Source organism: Nocardia brasiliensis, from assembly GCF_042691675.1.
GTDB lineage: Bacteria > Actinomycetota > Actinomycetes > Mycobacteriales > Mycobacteriaceae > Nocardia > Nocardia brasiliensis_D.
This window is the reverse complement of the sequence record NZ_CP170507.1, coordinates 8211966-8236024: the sequence shown is the minus strand read 5'-3', so window position 1 is coordinate 8236024 and position 24059 is coordinate 8211966. Positions and strand designations below refer to the sequence as shown.

The following is a 24059-nucleotide window of genomic DNA, read 5'->3' as shown; positions in this document are numbered from 1 at the left end:
TGAGGCGCGCGGCGGAACAGGCGACCCGCGACCGTGGTTGCTGAGGGAGTGCGGGGTGTCCCGGAAGACACAGGAGGCGTGATGAGTGAAACTGCCGACGACCTGGTGCTGGTGATCAATTCCGGCTCGTCGTCCATCAAGTACCAACTCCTGGACCCTGAATCGGGCGCGGTGACCGCCTCCGGCATGGTGGAGCGGATCGGTGAGGAGAACGGCGGGATCGAGCATCGCGCCGACGGCAAGACCACCGAGCATCGCGCGGCCATCGCCGATCACACGGCCGGGCTGCGGCTGGTCTTCGACACGTTTGCCGAGACCGGGCACGATCTGGCAGACGCCGGCGTCCGCGTGGTCGGGCACCGGGTGGTGCACGGCGGTGAGGTGTTCTATCGGCCCACCCTGATCGATGACGACGTGGTCGCCGCGATTGCCGACCTGTCTTCCCTTGCCCCACTGCACAATCCGGCAAATGTGGCGGGCATCGAGAGCGCACGCGAACTGCTGCCCGACGTCCCGCAGGTAGCGGTGTTCGACACCGCCTTCTTCCACGGCCTGCCCGACGCCGCCAAGACCTACGCCATCGATTCGAAAGTAGCCGCCGCACATGGGATTCGGAAATACGGCTTCCACGGGACCTCGCACGAGTACGTGTCCGGCCAGGTCGCCGAGCTGCTCGGCCGCGACCCGGCTGACCTGAATCAGATCATCTTCCACCTGGGTAACGGCGCCTCGGCCTCGGCGATCCGCGGCGGTCAGCCGATCGACACCACCATGGGACTGACCCCCTTGGAGGGCTTGGTAATGGGCACCAGGTCCGGCGATCTCGACCCCGGCATCATCGCGCACCTGATGCGCTCGGCGCACTTGAGCATCGACCAGGTCGACGCCCTGCTGAACCGGGACTCCGGCATCAAGGGCCTCTCCGGCGTCAACGACTTCCGCGAACTCCAGCGCCTCATCGAAACAGGTGATGCCGCAGCACAACTCGCCTACAACGTCTACATCCACCGCCTGCGCCGTTACCTCGGCGCCTACCTGATCGACCTGGGCGGCGTCGACGCCATCACCTTCACCGCAGGCGTCGGCGAAAACAGCCCCCAGGTCAGAGCCGATGCGCTGGCCAACCTGTCCCCCTTCGGCATCGAGGTCGACCCCACCGCCAACACCGCCAAAGACCGCACGGCCCGCCGCATTTCGCCACCGGACTCGGAGGTAGCCGTCCTAGTCGTGCCGACCAACGAAGAACTCGCCATCGCTCGGGCGGCCCACCACATCGCGGAAACAGTCTGACCTTCCCAGCCAACTGATTTCGCGAGAACATCGGTAACTCGCCGGGCACCGGCAAACTTGCCCACACGACCTAGCCGCCAGCCGCCGATGTCACTGTCTGCGCACCTGAGTCTGGCCTGAATACGCGGCGAGGCGGGGGAGAGCCTGACCCTTCACACCCAGGTTTTGGCGCGGATGGAGTTGGCGAGGTCTACCAGGGCGTAGCGGTGGTTGCGGCCGGGGGCGCTGCGGGCGAGGGCGCGTAGGCCCGCTTCGGTGCCCTCACGGAGACAGCGTTCGGTGAAGGGGGCGCCGAACAGGGTGGCGTCGGGGCGTTTCGGGGTGTTGCCCGCTTGCAGCCAGGCCAGGGCGGCGCCGAGGACCAGGACGCGCATCTGGACGGCGCGGCCCTCGCCGGTGGGCAGGCTCATGACCCGGGAGGCCGAGATGTGCAGGGTGGATTCGTCGAGTTCGGCCACCGGGGCCGCGGTGAGCAGCAGCAGTACCGCGGTCATTCGGGCGGTGGTGTAATGCCTCGAGGCGGCGGGTACTTCGTCGAGGGCGTGGACCGCGTCGACCACCCGGTCGGCCGCGGCCAACTGCCTGGCCAGGCCGAAGGCGGCGCTCACCACCGCGCGATCGGTGCGCCATACGGTGTTGTAGAACTTCTCGGCGTAGGCCCGCCACTGCTCCGGATCGGGCGAATCCCAATGCTGCAGTACGAGTTCCGCGGTAGCCGCGAGCGCCAACTTGGGCCCGATTTCACCGGGTAGCACCTGAAGCACGCCGTCGAAGCTGGCGAACGCCTGCTCGTACTCCAGATCGAGCAACTGGGCCAAACCGCGGTACCAGCTGACGCGCCAATCGTTTTCGGGCAACCGGGATAGTAGGTGCAGCACCGCGGCCGACTCACCGAGGTCCAGTCGCACTCGTGCCTCGGCCAGCGCGAGTTCCAGATCCAGTGTCTCCGGAGCGTTGCCAGGGTCGGTCTCGGCCCGCTCTCGGGCGCTACGCAGTGCCTCCAAGGACTGCGCGGGCTCGGGATGGACCGCCGCGGCCAGCAGCGGTGCCGACGGATCCGCCGAGTCGATCAGCGGAACCGGCAGCGCGGCAACCACATCGCGCGCGTCGAGTTGCTTGCTGCGGGCGCGGCCGTCGGCGTAGGCGTCGGTCTGCCTGATCAGTTCCTCGGTGCCGAAGCTGGCCCGCGGCGGGCTGAACACCGTCGACAACTGCGGGTGTTCGGTGGCGGTCTCCAGCGCGAGGATTTCCCGCAGCACACCCGACATCTGAGCGGCCATGGCTCGGGCGGAGGGGAATCGGCGCTCGGGGTCCGGATCGGTCGCACACAGCAGCAGTCGGTGGAAGAACTCGTAGCGCGCCAGCACGGGATGGTCGGCCGGATCGGGGATGCCGTCGAGGTACCGGCCCTGCTCCATCGGCATCTCGAGGGTGAGCACGGCCAGCGTGCGGCCGACGGTGTAGATGTCCGAGGCCACGGTCGGCCCGGTCTTGGCGATCTCAGGTGCTTGAAAGCCCCTGGTGCCGTACAGATTTCCATACGACTCGATGGTGGCGACGGCACCGAGGTCGATCAGCTTCACCTGATCTTCGGTGACCATGATGTTGTCCGGCTTGAGATCGTTGTAGGTCAGCCCGATCGAATGCAGGTAGTCCAGCGCGGGCAGGATTTCCAGCAGGTACGCGATCGCCTCGGTGACCGGCATCCGGTGCGGGCGCTCGTAGGAGTTGAGGATTTCGCGCAGCGATCGGCCGCCGACGTACTCCATCACGATGTAGCCGATCGGCGTACCGCTCTGGTCGGTGTGCTCGACGAAGTTGTGGATCTTGACGATGCTGGCGTGCGCCACCTCGGCGAGGAATTGCCGCTCGGCGACGGCGACGGCTTGCGCTTCGGCGTCACCCGTGTGCAGCAGACCCTTGAGCACCACCCAGCGATCGCTGACATTGCGGTCGATCGCCAGATAGATCCAGCCGAGCCCGCCGTGCGCGATGCAGCCTTGCACCTCGTACTGGCCGGACACGATGTCGCCTTCGTGCAGCGAAGGGCGGAAATCGTAAGGGGCACCGCAGGTGTCGCAGGTACCGGCGGTGACGGCGGGCCGGGTGGCGGACGACCGGCCGACCGGATTGCCGCACCGCCAGCAGAAGCGTTTGCCTTCCGCGACAACGGGATCGGTCAGCACGGCGGCGCGCGGATCGGCGGTGTCGACCGTCGGGATCGGCACCAGTCCACCGCCGAGCCTGCGCATCGTCGGCCGGGACCGCGCCGTGCGGACACTGCGGCCGGAGGTCCGCATCGTCGCCGCGGAATCCGGTTCCGAGTCGGTACGCCACGCACCGACAACGGTTTCGGCCGAGGCCGCCGCGGGTGGTGCGGCCCGCTGACCCCTGGCCAACTCCGTGTGCACCGACTCCGGACTCCCGTCGGTGGCAGCCGAAGGCGTCGCGGCGGATTCGTCCGCGTCGGGAGTGGGATCGCCAGTCGTGTTCATCGGCCGTCAGTCCAGATAATTCGGTGCGGGCGGGCCGGGTGACGGGCCGAGAACAGTCAGCCACTGGCGGTGAATGCGGTCCCAGGTGCCGTCGTTGCGGATGCGTTCCAGGGTGCCGTTCACGAAGCGCACCATGTCGTCGTCGCCCTTCGGGATGCCGATGCCGTACGGCTCGACGCTGATGCTCTCGCCGACCACCTGGGTGTAGGGGTCCTGCGCGGCCAGCCCGGCCAGGATGGAGTCGTCGGTACTCACCGCGTCGACCTGCCGCTGTTGCAGTACGACGAGGCAGTCGGCCCAGGTCGGCACGGTGAGCACGGTCGCGGCGGGCTGGTCGTGCCGGATGTGGTCCAGCGAGGTGGTGCCACGCACCACGCACACCCGCTTGCCCGCCAGGTCGGCGATGCCGTTGATGCCGGAGTTCTTCATCGCGAGCACCCGCTGATTGGACCGCAGGTACACGGTGGAGAAGGTCACCTTCTGCCGCCGTTCGCAGGTGATGGTCATGGTCTTCGCGACGATGTCCACGATGCGGTTCTGCAGTGCGTGTTCCCGGTCGGCCGAGCCGAGGCTGCGATATTCGATCAGGTCCGGACTGCCGAGCAGGTCGCGGGCGATCTCCCTGGCGATATCGGCGTCGAAGCCGACAATGGCGCCGCTGACCGGGTCACGGAAGCTGAACAGGTTGCTGCCCGCGTCCAGCCCGACCAGCAGCCGACCGCGGGCGCGGATGGCGTCGATCGTCGGACCGCCTGCCGCGGTGCCTGCGCCCGTCGGGCGCAGGCTGGCGGTCGGGTCGCCGCACTGCTGGGGACTGGGTGCCGGAACTGGTGAATCCGTCAGCACGGGAACGGCTTTGGCGGGCAGCGGTGGTTCGGTGTACTTCGCTGTCATGGTCGGCAGTGGCGGCGGCGCTTCGTGGGTACAGCCACCTACCAGTGCGACAGCGGTGAGCATCACCGCCACGACGCCTCGCCTGGATCTCATCGGTACTCCCGCAATCGGGGCCATAGCCCGAGTCCGATGCAGGCCGCGGCGACGATGCCGAGCACCAGCGCGCCGGGCCCCATGAAGTCGAGCACCTGGGTGGCCCGGGAAATGTTGTCCCGCAAGGTATGCCGCGTCTCGTTGATCCCCTGCTCGAGCGCCTTGTCCAGCGCGTCCACCTGTGCCGCGACGTCCGCGGGGCCCGGCCCGGTCGCCACCGTCGCCGCGCCGTTGAAATCGCCGCTGGCCAGCGTGTCGTTCATTCGCTGATGCGCGACCCGCCAACGGGCAAGTGCCGGAACGGCATTGCGCACCTCGTCGGCGGCCGGCGCGGTGCTCGGATAGCCGCCGAGCAGGTCGGCGAGGCGGGCGATGTTCGCGTCGTAGGTCCGGTCGTAGTCGCCGGTCGCGTCCCGGCTGACCAGCTTCAGGGTCTCCGCCGAACGCGCCTGCTGAGCCAGGATCCGGCTCTCGGTCAACCGGGAGGCGGGCACCGCGCCGTCGTCGCGGCCGCGCGTCATCGAGGTGGCCGACACCGACCCCGCGACCACGGTCCACGCCAACAGGATCAGCACGGCCGCCGAGGCGAGCAGCAGCCCGGGATTGAGCACCCGGCGCCAGCGCTTCGCCAGGTCGAGTTGTGCCCACACCAGTGCGGTCAGCGTGAGAATCAGCAGCACGATGGCGGTCCACGGTGGCCGGACGTGGTTGCGCTGCGCCGCGGTCACCGCCTCGGACCGGCGGTTCTGCAGTTCCTCGGCCATCGGCAGCACGGTGGTCTGCATCTGGTTGGACGCTTCACTCAAGTAGGCGGCGCCCACCGGGTATCCGATCCGGTTGTTCGCGCGCGCGGTCTCCACTACACCTGTGTACACGGGCAAACTTGTGGCAATTCCGGTGCGCAGTTGGGTGTCCGTATTGTCGGCCCCGCTGGGCGCGGTTCCGGAGGCGCGTCCGGTCTGCGCGACCAGTTCCGCGGCGGCCTCGCCGACGGCCTGGCTGTAGCGGTCGCGCACCGCCTGCGGCTCCAACCCGCCCGCGATGAAAGCGGTACTCGCCGCGGCATCCGCGATGGACAGTGAGGTATAGAGCCGATGCGCGGAGTACGCGTCCGGCTCGGTGTCGTCGAGCAGCACATCCAGGGTCTGCTGCCGATCGCTCACCGTCGCACCGGTCACCCAGCCCGCGGCCACGCACAACCCGATGAGTAACAGCCCGATCGCGATCAATCGTCCAGGGGAGGACCTGGCGAACAAGCGCAGCCGGGCCGGGTCGAACTGTTCCCGCATGGTCGCGACCCGGAGCGCTCCCGGGCTGTCCCGGCTGGCCGGCCCGGCGCTGGACGACGGCCGGAGTACTGCCGTCGTCTGCTCGGTCCGAGCCATGTCCACCTCCCCAGTCTGGGCCGCATTCGCGGATTTCTCGACGTGCCGACCGGACAATTGGTCGCTCCGCGTCTGCTGTCGCGGAGTTTATTGTGGTCGTAGCGGTGCCGCGGCGTGTGAAATACCCCTGCTCGGCAGCAGGGCGGGGCACCCGGACGGCTGGATGAGGATGGGTATCAGATGCGTGGTGACGGTGACGGGTGGTCGCGCGACCCCGACGGATTGCGGCATTGGGGCCGCTTCGGCGCCGCCGGGCTGCTGCTGCGCGCCCCACTCCCGGGCGGCGGTTCGGCGGTGCTCATGCAGCATCGCGCGCCGTGGAGTCATCAGGGCGGCACCTGGGCGCTGCCCGGCGGCGCCCGCGACAGCCACGAGACCCCGGTGCACGCCGCGGTGCGCGAGGCGTGGGAGGAGGCGGGCATCAATCCCGCCGATGTGCGGGTGCGCAGCGAGCGAGTGACCGCGTCCGCGTCCAGCGGCTGGACCTACACCACGGTGATCGCCGACGCCGTGACGGCGCTGCCGACGAATCGGAACCGGGAGAGCTCCGAGCTCGCCTGGATTCCGGAGGACGAGGTCGACGCCCGGCTGCTGCACCCCGGCTTCGCGGTCGCCTGGCCCGCGTTGCGCGCCGCCCCGGCCCGGATCTGCCTCGACGGACTCGCCGCGGATCAGGCTGTCGCCGCGGCGCTCCCACGCACCGTAGACCTGGCCGACCAGGGATTTTTCTGGCTGCATGCCGATCCCGACGGGCCCGGCGCCTGCGCGAAGATCATCGATCCCGTTGCGAGCCAGGACGCGATGCCGCACGCCGCGCGACCGGACAGCGTCACCGAGGTCGGCACCGTGCTCTCGCTTACTCGCGGCCAAGTCCTCTCCTGACAGTCACGCCTCGGTACTCGCGGACCTAGGCGTTCTCCAGCAGCGCCGTCTTGAGCTGCCGTGCGGCCGCTTCCGGGTCGCGCGCCTCGGTGATCGCCCGCACCACGACGATGCGATCCGCACCGGCCGCGAGCACCTCCGGCAGGTTGTTCGCGTCGATCCCGCCGATCGCGAACCACGGCCGGGTCGGGTGTGCGTCGGAGGTGGAGCGCACCAGCTCGATTCCCGCGGCTTGGCGTCCCGGCTTGGTCGGGGTCGCGTACACCGGGCCGGTGCAGAAGTAGTCGATGTGTTCGTCGATCGCGGCGAGCCCGGCCTGTGCGCGGTTGTGCGTGGATCGTCCGATCACCACGTCGGGTCCGAGAATGCGGCGCGCGTACCAGGGCGGCAGATCGCCCTGGCCGAGGTGCAGCATGTCGGCGCCGGCGGCGAGCGCGATATCGGCGCGGTCGTTCACCGCGAACAGCGCCCCGTGCCTGCGGGCCGCGGCCTTCAGCTCGGCGAGGGCGCCGAGCTCGGCGCGCGCTTCGAGCGGGCCGAATTTCGCCTCACCGGGCGACCCCTTGTCCCTGAGCTGGATGATGTCGACCCCACCCGCGAGTGCCGCTTCGGCGAACTTGGCGAGATCGCCCTTTTCACGTCGGGCGTCGGTGCAGAGATAGAGCCGAGCGGTGGCCAAGCGTTCCCGGGGTGAGGCGGGGCGATTGGGGTGGGAGGGTTGCACGCCTTCGACGGTAGCCGCGCTACCGTGGGGATGCGAACGGCGGTGCGAACGCCGGACCCGACAGGCGGTCGCGCGGGGTCACCACGGAGGGACCCCCGAACGCCGTTGATCGAACACAGCGGTGTGCGCGACGGGTCGGTAAACGGGTAATACGGGACCCACGGACGCCGCCGGACCCGGCGGCGTGCGCGACGCCCCGCGGCGGTAGCGAAACGTGGACCACGAAGGTCCGTGAGCGCCGCCGATCGGACACAGAGGCAGGTGGAACAGGATGCGGACGCTGGCCGTCGTAGGTGGCGGCGTCATCGGGCTCGGCGTGGCCTGGCGGGCCGCCGAGTCGGGCTGGTCGGTCACCCTCTACGACCCGGCCGACGGCTCGGGGGCATCCTGGGTGGCCGGTGGCATGCTCGCCCCGTTCTCCGAGGGCTGGCCGGGGGAGGACCGGGTGCTCGAGTTCGGCGCCGCCTCGCTGGCCCGCTGGCCGGAGTTCGCCGCGCGGATCGGCACCGCCACCGGAGTATCGGTCTTCGTGGCCGACGCGACGCTGACGGTCGCGCTGGACTCGGCTGACGTGGCCGACCTGCGCACGGTCGCCGAATGGGCCGGTGGTCGCGGCCATGAGCTCCAGGTCCTGGATCGCGCCGGTGTTCGCGCGTTGGAACCGAACCTCGCGCGCACGGTGCGGGCCGGGCTGCACGCGCCCGGCGAGCCCGCCATCGACAACCGGCGTCTGGTCACCGCACTGCGCCAGGCCGCCGAGGCGGCCGGCGTGCGCATCCGCGCCGAATCCGTCGACGCACTGGACACCCTCCCGCACGATCAGATCGTCCTCGCCGCGGGTGCGGCCTCGGCCCGGTTGTGGCCCGAGTTGCCGGTCCGTCCGATCAAGGGCGAGATCCTGCGCCTGCGCCACCGCCCGGGCGTGGCCCCCGCGCCACACCGTGTGATCCGGGCCCGGGTGCACGGCCGGGCGGTCTACCTGGTGCCGCGCGCCGACGGAATCGTGGTCGGCGCAACACAATACGAGGCGGGCTTCGACACCGCGGTGACCGTCGCCGGTGTCCGTGACCTGATCGCCGACGCCGAGGCGATATTCCCCGGCATCGGCGAATACGAGCTGGCCGAGGCGAGCGCGGGCGCGCGCCCCGGCACCCCGGACAACCTGCCCTTACTCGGCAGGTTGAGCGACCGGGTCGTCGCGGCCACCGGCCACGGCCGCAACGGCATGCTGACCATGCCGCTCACCGTGGACGCGGTGCTCGCCCAGCTCGCCGGTACCCCGTTGCCCGAGGCGGAACCCGCCGACCCGCAACGTTTTTCGACGGCGCACCCGCCGTCGCCTTTGTCATCCGCAGGAGGAGTTCGATGACTTCGACATCCGTACCCGTAGGCGTCACCGTGAACGGCACAGATCACGAGTTCGCCGAAACCCTCACCGTCCGTGAGCTGCTCAGCCGCCTCGAACTGCCGTGTCAGGGCATCGCGCTCGCGGTGGACGGCGCGGTGTTCCCCAAGTCCCGCTGGGACGAGCCGGTCGGGCGGGGCTGGCAGATCGAGGTGCTGACGGCGGTCCAAGGTGGCTGAGGCAACCGCAAAGCTGCGAATCGCGGACCGCGAGTTCGGTTCCCGCCTCATCATGGGCACCGGTGGCGCGGACAACCTCGCCGTGCTGGAGGAGGCGCTGATCGCCTCCGGCACCGAACTGACCACGGTCGCCATGCGCCGGGTGGACGCCGCGGGCGGCACCGGCGTGCTGGATCTGTTGAAGCGCTTGAACATCGCGCCGCTGCCCAACACGGCGGGCTGTCGCACCGCGGCGGAGGCCGTGCTCACCGCCCAGCTGGCCCGCGAGGCGCTGGACACCAACTGGGTCAAGCTGGAGGTCGTCGCCGACGAACGCACCCTGCTGCCCGACCCGATCGAATTGGTCACCGCCGCAGAACAACTCGTCGACGACGGTTTCGTCGTGCTGCCCTACACCACCGACGACCCGATTCTGGCCCGCCGCCTGGAGGACGCGGGCTGCGTCGCGGTGATGCCGCTCGGCTCCCCGATCGGCACCGGCCTCGGCATCGGCAACCCGCACAACATCGAGATGATCGTCGCGGAGGCGAAGGTCCCGGTCATCCTGGACGCGGGCATCGGCACCGCCAGCGACGCCGCCCTCGCCATGGAACTCGGCTGCTCGGCCGTGCTGTTGGCCACCGCGGTGACCAGGGCTCGTCAACCGGAATTGATGGCCGAGGCGATGGCCGCCGCGGTGCGCGCGGGTTATCTGGCCCGTCAAGCGGGCCGCATCCCCAAGCGGTTCTGGGCCCAGGCGTCGTCCCCCTCACTCTGATCCACACGCGCGCCGCCAGCCGGTCAGCCCTGCTGGCGGCACGCTTCGATCAGTGCCGCTCGCCCCGACTGAAGGTGTCCTTCAGGTGGCTCCGGCCTGCCCGAGCGCGCCTTCGTTCGGACCGTCTTCGCGGGTCAGGGTGCCCGTCGGGGCCAGTAGGGGATGTGTCATACCTGAGGATGATCGAACACGACACTTAGTAGTGACGCGCGCCGCCGAGTTTTCCGGAATGCTGGGGACCATGATCGAGCTGAGAGGGCTGACCAAGCACTACGGGCAGACCGTCGCGGTTCAGGATCTTTCCTTCACCGTTCGACCCGGACAGGTGACGGGGTTCCTGGGCCCGAACGGAGCCGGTAAGTCGACGACGATGCGGATGATCCTGGGGCTGGACAAGCCCACGGCGGGTACCGCACTCATCAAGGGCAAGCCATACCGCGAACTGGACCATCCGCTACGCCAGGTCGGCGCGCTGCTCGACGCCAAGTGGGTGCATCCGAATCGTTCGGCGCGCGCCCACCTGGAGTGGATGGCCGCCTCCAACGACATCCCCAAGTCGCGGGTGGAGGAGGTGCTGCGGCTGGTCGGCCTGTCCGAGGTGGCGGGCAAGACCGCGGGCGGCTTCTCCCTCGGCATGTCCCAGCGGCTCGGCCTGGCCGGTGCCCTGCTCGGCGACCCCCAGGTGCTGCTGTTCGACGAACCGGTCAACGGCCTCGACCCGGAGGGGATCCTGTGGATCCGCCGGTTCATGCAGCGACTGGCCGCCGAGGGCCGCACCGTTCTGGTCTCCAGCCACCTGCTCTCCGAGATGGCGCAGACCGCCGAACACCTCGTCGTGATCGGCCGGGGCCAGCTCATCTCCGATTCGACCACCCAGGAATTCATCGAGCGCGCCTCCGAGCAGTCGGTACGGGTGCGCAGCCCGCAACTCGATCAATTGCGCAGCGTGCTCACCTCGACCGGCATGACGGTCCGAGAAGACGGCACCGGTCAGGACGGCCCAGCGCTCGTCGTGGCGGGCGTGACCAGCGACGCGGTCGGCAAACTGGCGGGCGCGAACGACATCACGCTGTTCGAGCTGGCCCCGCAACGCGCCTCGCTGGAGGAAGCGTTCATGCGGATGACCGGCGGCGCCGTGGAGTACCACGGCGAAGGCTTCGATCAGGTGATGGGAGGTGCGCTCTGATGGGCGTGCTGGCAGCAGAACGAATCAAGCTCACCTCGACCAGGTCGCCCTGGTGGTGTTCGGCCGTCGTGGTCGTGCTCGCCCTCGGGCTTGCCGCGTTGTTCGCGCTGGTCACCAAATCCGCGGGGGACGATCCCGCGGAGGGAACTCCCACGCTGGATGTGAGCACCGCGACGGCGGGCGTCGTCGGCTTCGGCGTGATGGTGCTGATGATCATGGCGGCGTTGACGGTGACCAGCGAATACCGCTTCGGGGTCATTCGGACGACGTTCCAGGCGGTGCCCGATCGCACCAAGGTGCTGCTGACCAAGACGTTTCTGGTCGGCATCTTCAGCGCCGTGCTCACCACGATCCTCGCCTTCCTCGCCATCGGGGTGGCCAAGGCCATCGGCGGGTCCGCTCCCGCGGCGAACCTGACGCTGGACGGGCAATGGCGCTCCGTCTACGGCATCCCGATCTACGCCTTCCTGATGATCGCGGTCGCCATCGGCGTCGGCGTCCTGGTCCGCCAGTCCGCGGCCGCCATCTCGCTGATCGTGTTGTGGTCCTTGCTGATCGAGCCGCTGCTCGGCGCCTTCGGCAGCTTCGGCCGCAATGTGACACCGTTCCTGCCGTTCCAGAACGCGAGCCACTTCCTCAGCGTTCAGGAATCCGGTGCCAACTGGCACTGGGGCCCGTGGGGCAGCCTGCTCTACTTCGTCGCCTTCACGGCGATCGTCTACGGCGCCGCGTTGATCATGATCAACCAGCGCGACGCATAACTCCACAAGCCACCCGAGTCGCCTTCCCTCGCCACTCGGGTCTGGGGCGCCGACCTTGTCGGGAGGTCAGCGCGCCCCGTCACCGCCCCGCCACTGCCCGGCGGACGGTGTAACCCATCGGCCCGGTGCGATCCCCTTCGCACCGGGCCGATGGTGTTGAGTGGGCGGGCATTATTGCCGGTCGATGGCCTATGTGAACATCGCGGAAACTGTGAAACACGTCGCTTCATCGCCGCCGAATCCGCGAGTAGAGTTCGAGCCAGCAACCAGCTCGTTATCCATCGGCGGCCCAACGTTGTGCCCGCTTCGTCCGTCGGGAGGTAGCAGGTGGCGATAATCAGTGATCCGCCGACGACAGGTCGGCTGAGATACCCTCTGGGCGTGAGCGAAACACCTTCCGGCGGTGCTGCGCCCGGGTCGGAGCCGGAGGACGACAACGGCATCCCGCCCGAGGTGGTTATCCCGCTGGTGCCCGCGGACGGGGACGGTTCCCTCCGTCGCCCCGGGGCCGGCCTGCGCAAGGGCCAGCTTTCCGCGCTGATGAACGCGGCGAACAATCGGACCGACTTCATCGGGGTGCTTCGCAAAGCGCGTGAGCAGTTGCCTGGTGACCCGTCCTTCGGTGACCCGCTGTCGGTCACCGGTCCCGGCGGTGCGCGTGCCGTCGCCCGGGCCGCGGACAAGCTGGTCGGTGACACTCCGAGCGCGGCCAGGGAGATCGGTTTCGGCGCATTGCAGGTCTGGCAGGCGATGCTGGAGCGCGTCGGCCGCGGCAAAGGTAGCGCAGAAGTAACTGTCATGTTCACCGACCTGGTGGCGTTCTCCAGCTGGTCCCTCTCGGCAGGTGACGAGGCGACCCTGGAACTGCTGCGCCGCGTCGCGAAGGCCATCGAGCCGCCGATCGCCGAACGCGGCGGTCAGGTGGTCAAGCGGATGGGCGACGGCGTGATGGCGGTGTTCCCGTCCGCCGAACGGGCGGTCCGCGCCGCGATCAATGCCAAACGCAATCTGGCCGAGGTGAAGGTGCGCGACTACCGCCCCCAGATGCGGATCGGTCTGCACACCGGCTCGCCGCGCGAGATCGGCGGCGACTGGCTCGGCGTGGACGTCACCATCGCGGCCCGCGTAATGGAGGCGGGCGGCAACGGCAACACCATGCTGTCCGAGGCAACGCTCCAGTCGCTGCGACCGGAGATCCTCGAGGAATTGGGCTACGTGGTCAAGCCGTACCGCCGCAGCTTCTTCGCCGCGCCGCTCAGCGGGGTCCCGGAGGACCTGCGCATCTTCAAGCTCGCCGAGATCTGAGTCAGCTCCCCACCCACCAGGCGATGCCGCCCACAGCGGCGAGCACGGCCAGCACCGCGAGCGCGATCGCCAACTTGCGCGCGGTTTTCCAGGTCGAGTAAGCCCCGCCGAGCAGAAACCCAGCGAGGGCGAACAGCAGAATCACACTGACATCGGTAGACACCGTGTTCATTGTGCAGCGTTTGCCGCGCTGAATCCCCAAGCCCCCTACTCGAGCACCACAGCACGAGTCTTACGAGCGCCGTTCGTGGCCCGTCTCGCGTCCGAGTGGCCGAAGCGCACGCGACGAAGTCGCAAGTCTCGGGCGCTCGGACGCGAGACTTCCCGGGGCCACGAACACGCCGCGGCCACGCGGCCAAAACACAGTTATCTGACCCGTCTGTGATTAACAAGCACGCGCGCTTGCTTTTTTCTGCCGGGGGTGTGATGCTGGTCTCCGGAACGCGGACTTCACGGGTGCGGCACGCGGCTGTGCCCTGACGGTTCGCCGTTTACAGGAGGCATTCCCGCTGATGAGTGTGCTGGCCGCCAACCCGGACGTGCTCCGGATCGGCAACTGTTCCGGCTTCTATGGTGATCGCCTGAGCGCCATGCGCGAGATGCTCGAAGGCGGGCAGCTCGACGTGCTCACCGGCGACTATCTGGCCGAGCTCACCATGTTGATTCTCGGCCGCGATCGGATGAAAGATCCGAGCCTCGGCTACGCCAAGACCTTCGTGAAGCAGATCGAGGACTGCCTCGGGCTGGCGCTGGAACGCAACGTGCAGATCGTCACGAACGCGGGCGGTCTCAATCCCGCGGGTCTGGCGCAGCGATTGCGCAAGGTGGCCGCCGATCTAGGTCTGGACACGAAGATCGCGCATGTCGAAGGCGACGACTTGGTCGCGCGCGCAGGCGAACTCGGCCTCGGTGCCCCGCTCACCGCCAACGCGTACCTCGGCGCGTGGGGCATCGTCGAATGCCTGAACGCGGGCGCGGACATCGTGGTCACCGGCCGGGTCACCGACGCATCGGTGATCGTCGGCCCGGCGGCCGCCCACTTCGGCTGGGGCCGCACCGATTACGACCAGCTCGCGGGCGCGGTGGTGGCCGGGCACGTCATCGAATGCAGCACCCAGGCCACCGGCGGCAACTACGCGTTTTTTACTGAACTCGCAGACCTCGGTCGGCCGGGTTTCCCGATCGCCGAAATCCGTGGCGACGGCAGCAGTGTCATCACCAAGCACGACGGCACCGGCGGCGCGGTCACCGTCGACACCGTCGCAGCGCAACTCATGTACGAGATCCAGGGCGCGAGGTACGCCGGTCCCGATGTGACGGCGCGGCTGGACTCCATCCAGCTCAGCGCCGACGGCCGGGATCGGGTGCTGATCAGCGGGGTCGTCGGCGAGGCGCCACCGGCGCAGCTGAAGGTGTCGCTGAATACCCTCGGCGGGTTCCGCAACGAGATGGAGTTCATCCTCACCGGCCTCGACATCGAGGCGAAAGCCGCACTGGCACAACGACAGTTGGAATCCTGGCTACCCGCGAAGCCCGCCGAGCTGGATTGGACGCTCGCCCGGCTCGACCGGCCGGACGCGGACACCGAGGAGCAGGCCAGCGCGCTGCTCCGCTGCGTGGTGCGTGACCCGGACCCGAACAAGGTCGGCCGCGGTTTCTCCAGCGTGGCAGTCGAATTGGCATTGGCCAGCTATCCAGGGTGCAGCTTTACCACATTGCCCGGCAACGGTTCACCGTACGGCGTGTACACGCCCGGTTTCGTCGATGCCACCGAGGTGCCGCATGTCGCGGTACTGCCGGACGGATCCCGCGTCGACATCGCACCGGCCGCGGACACGCTGCCACTTGCCGATGTCGCCCAGCCCACACTGCCGGAGCCGTTGCCCGCCAGCGAAACTCGCCGGGCCCCGCTGGGCACGATCGCGCTGGCCCGTAGCGGTGACAAAGGTGGCAACGCCAATGTCGGCGTCTGGGTGCGCACCGACGAGCAGTGGCGCTGGCTGGTGCACACCCTCACCGTCGAGCGCGTCAAAGAACTGCTCCCCGAAACCGCCCCGCTGACGGTCACCCGGCATGTGCTGCCCAACCTGCGGGCGGTGAACTTCATCATCGAAGGCCTACTCGGTCAGGGCGTGGCCTATCAGGCACGATTCGACCCCCAGGCCAAGGGACTCGGCGAATGGCTGCGGTCCCGTCATCTCGACATCCCATTGGAGCTGTTGCCATGAGTGTCAGTCCTTGGAACACCCCGGAGCGCCGCGAATTGCGGTCCACCGTACGGGGTTTCGCCGAGCGGGAAGTCCTGCCGTACCTGGACGAGTGGGAGCGTGACGGGGAGATCCCGCGCGAGCTACACAAGAAAGCCGGTGCCCTCGGCCTGCTCGGCATCCAATTCCCGGAGTCGGTGGGCGGTTCCGGTGGCGACGGCATCGACGCGATGATCGTCTGCGAGGAAATGCATCAGGCCGGTGCCTCCGGTGGTGTGTTCGCGTCGCTGTTCACCTGCGGCATCGCGGTGCCGCACATGATCGCCGCGGGCAATGCCGAGCAGATCGAGCGTTGGGCGCGACCGACCTTGGCCGGGGAGAAGATCGGCTCGCTCGCCGTCACCGAACCAGGCGGCGGTTCCGACGTCGGCCATCTGACCACCACCGCGCGTCGCGACGGCGACCACTACATCGTCAACGGCGCGAAGACCTATATCACCTCCGGCTGCCGCGCCGACTACGTGGTCACCGCGGTACGCACGGGCGGCCCTGGCTCCGGCGGGATTTCGCTGCTCGTGGTGGAGAAGGGCACGCCGGGTTTCACGGTCACCCGCAAGCTGGACAAGATGGGCTGGCGCGCCTCCGACACCGCGGAACTGTCCTATGTGGATGTCCGGGTGCCGGTGGAAAACCTGATCGGACCGGAGAACTCCGGCTTCTTCCAGATCGCGGGCGCGTTCGTCAGCGAGCGTGTCGGCCTTGCGGTGCAGGCGTATTCGAGCGCGCAACGCTGCCTCGACCTCACCCTGGATTGGGTCCGCAACCGGGAGACCTTCGGCCGCCCGCTGATCAGCAGACAGGCCGTACAGAACACGGTCACCGAGATGGCCCGCCGGATCGACGTCGCCCGCGTCTACACCCGAGATGTGGCGCAGCGCAGCGCGAATGGCGAGACCGACCTCATCGCCGAGGTGTGCTTCGCCAAGAATACCGCCGTCGAAGCGGGCGAGTGGGTGGCCAACCAGGCCGTCCAGCTGTTCGGCGGCCTCGGCTACATGCGCGAATCCGAGGTGGAACGCCAGTACCGCGATATGCGCATCCTCGGCATCGGCGGTGGCACCACCGAAATCCTCACCGGCCTTGCCGCCAAACGATTGGGGTACCAGTCATGACGACACTGCGCAGCACGCTGGACACCGCGTCACCGGAGTACGCCGCGGCAGCGGAAGCCATGGCGGCCAAGCTCGCCGAGGTCGAGGGCGAATTCGCCAAGGCGATCGCCGGTGGCGGCCCGGACAAGCTGGCCCGGCACCGCAAGCGCGGCAAGTTGACCGCGCGCGAGCGGGTCGAGCTGCTCATCGACGAGGACTCACCGTTCCTGGAGCTGTGTCCGCTGGCCGGCTGGGGTAGCGAATTCCACGTCGGCGCAAGCACTATCGCGGGCATCGGCGTCGTGGAGGGCGTCGAATGCATGATCGTCGCGCCCGATCCGACCGTGCGCGGCGGCACCTCGAATCCGTGGACGCTGCGAAAGACGTTGCGCATCAATGACATTGTCCGGGAGAACCGGTTGCCGGTGATCTCCCTGGTGGAGTCCGGCGGTGCGGATCTGCCGACGCAGAAGGAAGTGTTCGTCCCCGGCGGGCGCATGTTCCGCGATCTCACCCAGGCCTCGGCGGCCGGTATTCCGACCATCGCGCTCGTCTTCGGCAACTCGACGGCGGGCGGCGCCTACATTCCGGGCATGTCCGATCACGTGGTGATGATCAAGGAACGCTCCAAGGTGTTCCTCGGCGGCCCGCCGCTGGTCAAGATGGCCACCGGCGAGGAATCCGACGACGAATCGCTCGGCGGCGCCGACATGCACGCCCGCGTCTCCGGCCTGGCCGACTATTACGCGGTGGACGAGCAGGACGCGATCCGCCTCGGTCGCGCCATCGTCCGGCGGCTCAACTGGCGCAAGCAGGGTCCCGCGCCGCGCGCCGAGGTGATCGAGCCGCTGTACGACCCCGAGGATCTGCTCGGCATCGTCCCGTCCGATCTGAAGATCCCGTTCGATCCGCGCGAGGTGATCGCGCGCATCGTCGACGGCTCCGATTTCGACGAGTTCAAGCCGCTGTACGGCAGCAGCCTGGTCACCGGATGGGCCGAGCTGCACGGGTATCCGGTCGGCATTCTCGCCAACGCGCGGGGCGTGCTGTTCTCCGAGGAGTCGCAGAAGGCAACCCAGTTCATCCAGTTGGCGAACAAGTCCGATACGCCACTGCTGTTCCTGCACAACACCACCGGCTACATGGTCGGCAAGGAGTACGAGCAGAAGGGCATCATCAAGCACGGCGCGATGATGATCAACGCGGTCGCCAACTCCAAGGTGCCACACATCTCGGTGCTGATGGGCGCCTCCTACGGTGCCGGGCACTACGGCATGTGCGGGCGCGCCTACGATCCGCGCTTCGTCTACGCCTGGCCCAGTGCGAAATCCGCCGTCATGGGCGGTGCGCAGCTGGCGGGCGTCATCTCGATCGTCGGCCGGGCGGCCGCCGAAGCCAAGGGCCAGCCCTTCAACGAGGAGGCCGACGCCGGGATGCGCGCCATGATCGAGGCGCAGATCGAGGCGGAGTCGCTGGCGATGTTCATGTCCGGGCGCCTGTACGACGACGGCGTCATCGATCCGCGCGATACCCGCACCGTGTTGGGAATGTCCTTGTCGGCCATTCACAATGCCCCGATCAAGGGCGCCGACGGCTTCGGCGTCTTCCGAATGTGAGGCGAACCATGACAGCATCGCGCAGCGATTCGATGGGGGGCGGTGGCCGGGTGACGGGTGGGCACATCACGAACGTCCTGGTTGCCAACCGTGGCGAGATCGCCCGCCGCGTCTTCGCCACCTGCCGCCGAATGGGTCTCGGCACCGTCGCGGTCTACTCCGACGCGGATGCCGCGGCCCCGCATGTGGCCGAAGCCGATGCGGCAGTTCGCCTACCGGGCAATACGCCCGGCGAAACCTACCTCCGCGGTGAACTGATCATCGATGCGGCACTGGCCACCGGTGCCGACGCGATTCACCCCGGCTACGGATTCCTTTCCGAGAACGCCGATTTCGCCAAGGCGGTGCTCGCGGCCGGGCTGGTGTGGATCGGCCCGCCGGTCGAGGCCATCGAGCAGATGGGCTCCAAGGTCGCCTCGAAGAAGATGATGGACGCCGCCGGTGTCCCGGTGCTCGCCGAACTCGATCCGGCCGAGGTCACCGAGGCTCAGCTGCCGGTCCTGATCAAGGCGTCCGCCGGTGGCGGCGGTCGCGGCATGCGCGTGGTGCGCAGCCTCGCCGAGCTCGAGCCACAGATCGAAGCTGCTCGGCGCGAGGCGCAATCCGCCTTCGGCGATCCCACGGTGTTCTGTGAGCGGTACCTGGAAACCGGCCGCCATATCGAGGTCCAGGTCATGGCCGATACGCACGGCACCATCTGGGCGGTCGGCGAGCGCGAGTGCTCCATCCAGCGTCGCCACCAGAAGGTGCTAGAGGAAGCGCCCTCGCCGCTGGTCGAGCGCACCGACGGGATGCGTGCGCGGCTGTTCGAGGCGGCCCGGCTCGCCGCCGGTGCGATCGGCTACACCGGAGCGGGCACGGTGGAGTTCCTCGCCGACGAACGCGGTGATTTCTTCTTCCTGGAGATGAACACCCGCCTCCAGGTGGAACATCCGGTCACCGAATGCACCACCGGCCTGGATCTGGTTCGCCTGCAAGTCGAAGTGGCGTCGGGCGATGCGCTGCCCGCCGAACCGCCTGCGATGTACGGACATTCGATCGAGGTCCGGCTGTACGCCGAAGACCCGGCGCACGACTGGCAGCCGCAGAGTGGCACCGTGCACCGCATCGACATTCCGGCGGTGACCACGGAATTCGACCTGCTGGACCGCCCCGGCGTGCGACTGGACACCGGCGTGGTGGACGGCTCGATCGTCGGCGTGCATTACGACCCGATGCTCGCCAAGGTCATCTCCTACGCCGAAACACGCGGTGCGGCAGCGCGATTGCTGGCCACCGCGTTGCATCGAGCGAAGATTCACGGCCTGGTCACCAATCGCGACCTGCTGGTCCGGGTGCTGCGCCACCCGGCCTTCCTGGCGGGCGACACCGACACCGCCTTCTTCGACACGCACGGATTGGACACGCTCGCAGCGCCTTTGGTGTCCGAGGCGGACGAGGCACTGTCCATCGTGGCCGCCGCGCTGGCCGACGCCGCGGCGAATCGGGCTGCTGCCCGGGTCGGCGGCGGGCTGCCGAGCGGCTGGCGGAATCTGCCGTCGCAATCTACGCACAAGCTGTTCGAGAGCCGCACCAGCGGAACACACGATGTCGGCTACCGCTACACCCGCGGTGTTGTCTCGGTGGACGGCCACGACGGACTCGAGCTCGTCGAGGCCACCCCGGATCGGGTGGTTCTCGCCGTCCCCGGCGAACGCGGCCTGGTCCGCAGGCATTTCGCCGTCGCCCGGTACGGCGAGCTGGTGTGCGTCGACTCGCCGCTCGGTCCGGTCAGCGTGCGCAGACTGCCCCGCTTCCGTGACCCGGCCGACCAGGTGGCCACCGGCTCACTGCTGGCACCCATGCCCGGCAGCGTGATCCGGCTCGGCGCCGAGGTCGGCAGCCGGGTCGAACAGGGCCAACCCATTCTGTGGTTGGAGGCGATGAAGATGGAGCACACCATCGCCGCGCCCGCCGCCGGTGTGCTCAGCGCCGTCAACGTCACCGTCGGCCAGCAGGTCGATGTCGGTGCCGTCCTCGCCGTCGTCGACCCCGCCGAGGGCACAGAAACCCAGGAGAGCAAATGAGCTTTATCGAAACCGAAGAGCAGCAGGCGCTGCGGGCCGCGGTGGCCGCGTTGGCCGCGAAGTACAACTACCGCGACTATGTGCTGCCCAAGGCGCGCGCCAACGAGCCGCTGAGCGAATTGTGGGACGAGGCGGGCAAACTCGGCTTCCTCGGCGTGAATCTGCCCGAGGAGTACGGCGGCGGTGGGGCGGGCCTGTACGAGCTGGCACTGGTCATGGAGGAGCTTTCCGCCCAGGGCGCGGGCCTGCTGCTGATGGTCGTCTCCCCGGCCATCTGCGGCACCATCATCACCAAGTACGGCACCGACGAGCAGAAGCAGCAGTGGCTGCCCAAGCTCGGCGACGGCACCGCCAAGATGGTCTTCGGCATCACCGAGCCGGACGCGGGCTCCAACTCGCACCAGATCACCACCACCGCGCGCCGCGACGGCGACGACTGGATCCTCAACGGCCGCAAGATCTTCATCTCCGGCGTGGACCAGGCCGAGGCCGTGCTCATCGTGTCGCGTACCGAAGACCACAAGACCGGCAAGCTCAAGCCGGCCCTGTTCATCGTGCCGACCGACGCCGAGGGCTTCCACAAGACGCCCCAGGAAATGGACATCATCGAGCCGGACCACCAGTTCACGCTGTTCCTCGACGACGTCCGCCTGCCCGCCAACGCGCTGGTAGGCAAGGAGGACGCCGCACTCATGCAGCTGTTCGCCGGGCTCAATCCGGAGCGTGTCATGGGCGCCGCGATGGCCATCGGCCTCGGCCGCTACGCCATCGACCGGGCGGTGGAATACGCCAAGGAACGCACCGTATGGAAGACGCCGATCGGTGCGCACCAGGGCATTTCGCATCCGCTCGCCCAGGTGAAGATCGAGCTGGAACTCGCGAAATTGATGATGCGCAAGGCCGCGACGCTCTACGACACCGGCGACGAGATGGGTGCCGCCGAGGCCGCCAACATGGCGAAATACGCTGCGGCAGAGGCCAGTATCAAGGCGCTCGACCAGGCGATCCAGACGCACGGCGGCGCGGGCCTGACCAAGGAATACGGTCTCGCCGCCATGCTCGCCGCCGCCCGCATCGGCCGAATCGCCCCGGTCAGCCGCGAAATGGTGCTGAACTTCGTCGCCCAGTACTCGCTTGGCCTGCCCAAGTCCTACTAGTAGGAGGCTCGATGACCGAGACATCCACCGCGCCCTACGTCCGCTACGACGTCGCGGACGGCTTCGCGACGCTCACCCTCGATTCACCGCACAACCGCAATGCGTTGTCGGCCAAACTCGTCGCCGAGCTCCTTCAGGGACTCGACGACGCGGCCGCCGACGACAAGGTGCGCGGCATCGTGCTCGCACATACCGGCAACACCTTCTGCGCGGGCGCCGATCTCAGCGAGGCCAGCAACGCCGACCCCGCGGTGGCCGCCGACGAACGCACCCGCGTCATGATCGGCGTGCTGCGTCGGCTCATCGCCACGCCCAAGCCGGTGATCGCGCAGATCGACGGCAATGTGCGGGCGGGTGGCATGGGCATCGTCGCGGCCTGCGATATCGCGGTGGCGGGCCCGGCGAGCAGCTTCGCGCTCACCGAGGTGCGCATCGGGCTGGCTCCGTTCATGATTTCGCTGACCCTGCTGCCGCGGCTCACCTCGCGCGCGGCGAGCAGGTACTACCTGACCGGCGAGAAGTTCGGCGCCGACGTCGCCGAGCGGATCGGGCTGATCACCACCAGCGCCGCCGACCCGGTGGCGGAGGTGGCACGGCTGCGTGGGGAGCTGCGCAAGGGTTCCCCGCAGGGCCTGGCCGAGAGCAAGCGACTGGTCAACGCGGCCATGCTCGCCGAGTTCGACGCCTCGGCCGACGAGCTGGCCGCGCGGTCGGCGAGCTTCTTCGGTACCGCCGAGGTGCACGAGGGCATGCTGGCCTTCCTGCAGCGGCGTCCGGCGAGCTGGGCAGAATAGCCCCATGGCCACACCCCACGAACCCAAGCAGGATCGCAGCCGAGCCACCCGGCAGCGCCTGCTGGAGGCGACCATCGACTGCCTGGCCGAAACCGGCTGGGCGGCCGCCACGGTCGCGGTCGTCGCCGAACGGGCCGGGGTGTCCAGAGGCGCGGCGCAGCATCACTTCCCGACCCGGGAAGACCTGATCACCGCCGCGCTCGAGTACATGTTCGACAGCCGGACCCAGCAGGCCAAGGACGAGGCCATCGCGGTCGCGGCCTTGGCCGACGGGGTCGGGCGCACCGAGGCCGTGGTGGCCGGCTTGGTCGAGTCCTACACCAGTCCGCTGTTCAAAGCGGCGTTACAGGTGTGGACGCACGCGGCCGCCGATCCGGCGCTGCGGGAACGCATCGTCCCGCTGGAAGCCAAATTCGGCCGGATCTCGCATCGGCGGGCGGTGGAGGCGCTCGGCGTCGACGACTCCGATCCGGTCACCCACCACCTGGTGCAGGCCACCCTCGACCTGGCGCGTGGGCTCGGCCTGGCCGACGTGCTCACCGACGACTCGGCGCGGCGCAAGGAGATCGTCCAGCAGTGGGCGGCGACGCTGCACGCCGCGTTGAACGCGCCGCGCTGAGGTCTGCCCGGCGCGATCAGATCTGCCCGGCGCGATCAGGCCTCGGCTGTGTCGGCCGGTGCGACATGGGTGAACCAGGCCGCGGTCTCCTCCGCGGTCAACACCCGTTCCAGCACCAAATCGGCTGGTACGAAGGGGAAGTACCGCCCGGCGGGCCAATTACGTTGGTACGGCGGCGGATCGAGGACCAGCAGCCGAGTGCCCTCGACGACCGGAATATCGGCCGGCGTGCCCTCGTTCCAGATCCAAGTCCCGTCGGGGGCAACAAGATTGAATGACCCGACGGTGAGTACCTGACCCTCGACGTCTCGGCACATCGCCACCGCCTCGGCGGAGGGCGGCTCGCCGGGCAGGTGCTGCCCGCCGATCAACGCGTCGGCGAGCAGGGTGTGCAGCTGAAAGTTGTCCCCGATCCCGGACATTCGCAGCTGATAGCCGGTGCCGGTCTCTCGATGCAGGGCGACGAGGGGCTCGTCGTCCAAGATGAGCAGCATGTAGGCGAGTTCCTTATGCCATCTGCCGGAGACTTCGGCCAGCGCGTTGTGCCGCTCGGACAACATCTCGCAGCCCTTGCGGCCGAACAGCTTTCGCACCTCGCGGTGCTGGAGCACGGCCAGCGCGGGCGAAATCCAGTTGGCCAGCGTCCACCAGGCCATGAGGGGCCGCAGGCCGAACTGATCGAGCATGGCCTCATCCACGTCCGTCGTCTCCGGATCGGGCAGATCGTCGTCGGTGCCGGCCTTCCACTGCTCGGCGAACTCCCGGGCGTGGTCGAGGGTTTTGGCGAGGTTCGCGAGGATCCGCGGTGCGCACGCCACCGCGTCCGCGCTGGTCGCCACGTACGCGCCGATCACGTTGGCGATATTCGCCCGTACTCCCGGCGGCACCTCGTCGAGGAGGTCGGCCAGTCGCCGACAGCCCTGCGCGAGCACTTCCGGGCTCGCCCCGTCGAGCGATTCGATCAGCTCCGCGTGCGCCCGCTGCGTTTCCGCGGGGTCGCTCTTGCGCACCGCAACTTCGAAAGCCGCGCCGGCAGCACGGAATCGGTCATCGCCCAAACTCATGAAAGCACGGTATTGATCGCCCCTGGTCT

Annotated in this window: 21 protein-coding genes; 15 read left to right on the top strand and 6 right to left on the bottom strand. The window is 68.6% G+C overall.

Features of this window, described 5'->3' with window-relative positions; translation table 11 throughout:
* Positions 1 to 81: 81 nt before the first annotated feature.
* Entirely contained in the window at positions 82 to 1290 is a 1209-nt protein-coding gene (locus tag ACFK0J_RS37985) for an acetate kinase (protein ID WP_378734493.1), read from the top strand.
* Between the two features lie 152 nt (positions 1291 to 1442).
* Here the strand turns inward: ACFK0J_RS37985 and ACFK0J_RS37980 are convergent, their stop codons facing one another.
* Genes ACFK0J_RS37980 through ACFK0J_RS37970 form a run of 3 tightly spaced genes read right to left on the bottom strand, consistent with a single transcriptional unit; the run spans position 1443 to position 6157 of the window.
* Positions 1443 to 3785, bottom strand: coding sequence for a serine/threonine-protein kinase PknG (locus ACFK0J_RS37980; RefSeq protein ID WP_378734492.1), 2343 nt, complete (start codon positions 3783 to 3785; stop codon positions 1443 to 1445).
* Between the two features lie 6 nt (positions 3786 to 3791).
* Entirely contained in the window at positions 3792 to 4772 is a 981-nt protein-coding gene (locus ACFK0J_RS37975) for a transporter substrate-binding domain-containing protein (RefSeq protein WP_378734491.1), read from the bottom strand.
* A complete protein-coding gene (locus ACFK0J_RS37970; RefSeq protein ID WP_378734490.1) occupies positions 4769 to 6157 on the bottom strand; it encodes a hypothetical protein in 1389 nt (462 codons plus the stop codon). Before ACFK0J_RS37970 ends, ACFK0J_RS37975 begins: the two co-directional genes overlap by 4 nt.
* A gap of 180 nt (positions 6158 to 6337) precedes the next feature.
* Here ACFK0J_RS37970 and ACFK0J_RS37965 point away from each other — a divergent pair, with 180 nt between their 5' ends.
* Positions 6338 to 7039 (top strand): NUDIX domain-containing protein, encoded by a 702-nt coding sequence (locus ACFK0J_RS37965; protein WP_378734489.1) that lies wholly within the window; start codon positions 6338 to 6340, stop codon positions 7037 to 7039.
* A 25-nt stretch (positions 7040 to 7064) separates the two neighbouring features.
* On the opposite strand, the gene thiE is transcribed toward ACFK0J_RS37965, so the two are convergent.
* Complete coding sequence (gene thiE, locus ACFK0J_RS37960; RefSeq protein WP_378734488.1) at positions 7065 to 7763, bottom strand: thiamine phosphate synthase; 699 nt, start codon at positions 7761 to 7763, stop codon at positions 7065 to 7067.
* Between the two features lie 271 nt (positions 7764 to 8034).
* On the opposite strand from thiE, the gene thiO reads away from it, so the two are divergent.
* From thiO to ACFK0J_RS37930, 6 genes are all read left to right on the top strand, one after another.
* Entirely contained in the window at positions 8035 to 9132 is a 1098-nt protein-coding gene (gene thiO / locus ACFK0J_RS37955; RefSeq protein ID WP_378734487.1) for a glycine oxidase ThiO, read from the top strand.
* Positions 9129 to 9347: a sulfur carrier protein ThiS gene (gene thiS, locus ACFK0J_RS37950; RefSeq protein WP_378734486.1), complete on the top strand. Its 219-nt coding sequence runs from the start codon at positions 9129 to 9131 to the stop codon at positions 9345 to 9347. The genes thiO and thiS overlap by 4 nt, the downstream gene beginning before the upstream one ends.
* Positions 9340 to 10104, top strand: coding sequence for a thiazole synthase (locus ACFK0J_RS37945; RefSeq protein ID WP_378734485.1), 765 nt, complete (start codon positions 9340 to 9342; stop codon positions 10102 to 10104). The genes thiS and ACFK0J_RS37945 overlap by 8 nt, the downstream gene beginning before the upstream one ends.
* A gap of 241 nt (positions 10105 to 10345) precedes the next feature.
* Positions 10346 to 11290, top strand: a complete 945-nt coding sequence (locus ACFK0J_RS37940; RefSeq protein WP_378734484.1) for an ABC transporter ATP-binding protein — start codon at positions 10346 to 10348, stop codon at positions 11288 to 11290.
* Positions 11290 to 12051 (top strand): ABC transporter permease, encoded by a 762-nt coding sequence (locus ACFK0J_RS37935; protein WP_378734483.1) that lies wholly within the window; start codon positions 11290 to 11292, stop codon positions 12049 to 12051. The genes ACFK0J_RS37940 and ACFK0J_RS37935 overlap by 1 nt, the downstream gene beginning before the upstream one ends.
* Positions 12052 to 12432: 381 nt before the next feature.
* Positions 12433 to 13356 carry an adenylate/guanylate cyclase domain-containing protein gene (locus ACFK0J_RS37930; protein ID WP_378734482.1) on the top strand — a complete coding sequence of 308 codons (924 nt, stop codon included), beginning with the start codon at positions 12433 to 12435 and terminating at the stop codon, positions 13354 to 13356.
* Position 13357: 1 nt separating this feature from the next.
* On the opposite strand, the gene ACFK0J_RS37925 is transcribed toward ACFK0J_RS37930, so the two are convergent.
* Complete coding sequence (locus ACFK0J_RS37925; RefSeq protein WP_378743410.1) at positions 13358 to 13519, bottom strand: hypothetical protein; 162 nt, start codon at positions 13517 to 13519, stop codon at positions 13358 to 13360.
* A gap of 349 nt (positions 13520 to 13868) precedes the next feature.
* Here ACFK0J_RS37925 and ACFK0J_RS37920 point away from each other — a divergent pair, with 349 nt between their 5' ends.
* Genes ACFK0J_RS37920 through ACFK0J_RS37890 form a run of 7 tightly spaced genes read left to right on the top strand, consistent with a single transcriptional unit; the run spans position 13869 to position 22966 of the window.
* Positions 13869 to 15584, top strand: coding sequence for an acyclic terpene utilization AtuA family protein (locus ACFK0J_RS37920; protein ID WP_378734481.1), 1716 nt, complete (start codon positions 13869 to 13871; stop codon positions 15582 to 15584).
* Positions 15581 to 16735: an acyl-CoA dehydrogenase family protein gene (locus ACFK0J_RS37915; RefSeq protein WP_378734480.1), complete on the top strand. Its 1155-nt coding sequence runs from the start codon at positions 15581 to 15583 to the stop codon at positions 16733 to 16735. The genes ACFK0J_RS37920 and ACFK0J_RS37915 overlap by 4 nt, the downstream gene beginning before the upstream one ends.
* Entirely contained in the window at positions 16732 to 18330 is a 1599-nt protein-coding gene (locus ACFK0J_RS37910) for an acyl-CoA carboxylase subunit beta (protein WP_378734479.1), read from the top strand. Before ACFK0J_RS37915 ends, ACFK0J_RS37910 begins: the two co-directional genes overlap by 4 nt.
* An 8-nt stretch (positions 18331 to 18338) precedes the next feature.
* Positions 18339 to 20396, top strand: a complete 2058-nt coding sequence (locus tag ACFK0J_RS37905; protein WP_378734478.1) for an acetyl/propionyl/methylcrotonyl-CoA carboxylase subunit alpha — start codon at positions 18339 to 18341, stop codon at positions 20394 to 20396.
* Positions 20393 to 21553, top strand: a complete 1161-nt coding sequence (locus ACFK0J_RS37900; protein WP_218472109.1) for an acyl-CoA dehydrogenase family protein — start codon at positions 20393 to 20395, stop codon at positions 21551 to 21553. The genes ACFK0J_RS37905 and ACFK0J_RS37900 overlap by 4 nt, the downstream gene beginning before the upstream one ends.
* Positions 21554 to 21564: 11 nt before the next feature.
* Positions 21565 to 22347 (top strand): enoyl-CoA hydratase family protein, encoded by a 783-nt coding sequence (locus ACFK0J_RS37895; protein ID WP_378734477.1) that lies wholly within the window; start codon positions 21565 to 21567, stop codon positions 22345 to 22347.
* Between the two features lie 4 nt (positions 22348 to 22351).
* The gene (locus tag ACFK0J_RS37890; protein WP_378734476.1) at positions 22352 to 22966 is read left to right on the top strand and encodes a TetR/AcrR family transcriptional regulator; all 615 of its coding nucleotides are present in this window, start codon (positions 22352 to 22354) and stop codon (positions 22964 to 22966) included.
* Between the two features lie 35 nt (positions 22967 to 23001).
* Here the strand turns inward: ACFK0J_RS37890 and ACFK0J_RS37885 are convergent, their stop codons facing one another.
* Complete coding sequence (locus ACFK0J_RS37885; protein WP_378734475.1) at positions 23002 to 24030, bottom strand: hypothetical protein; 1029 nt, start codon at positions 24028 to 24030, stop codon at positions 23002 to 23004.
* Between the last annotated feature and the right edge of the window lie 29 nt (positions 24031 to 24059).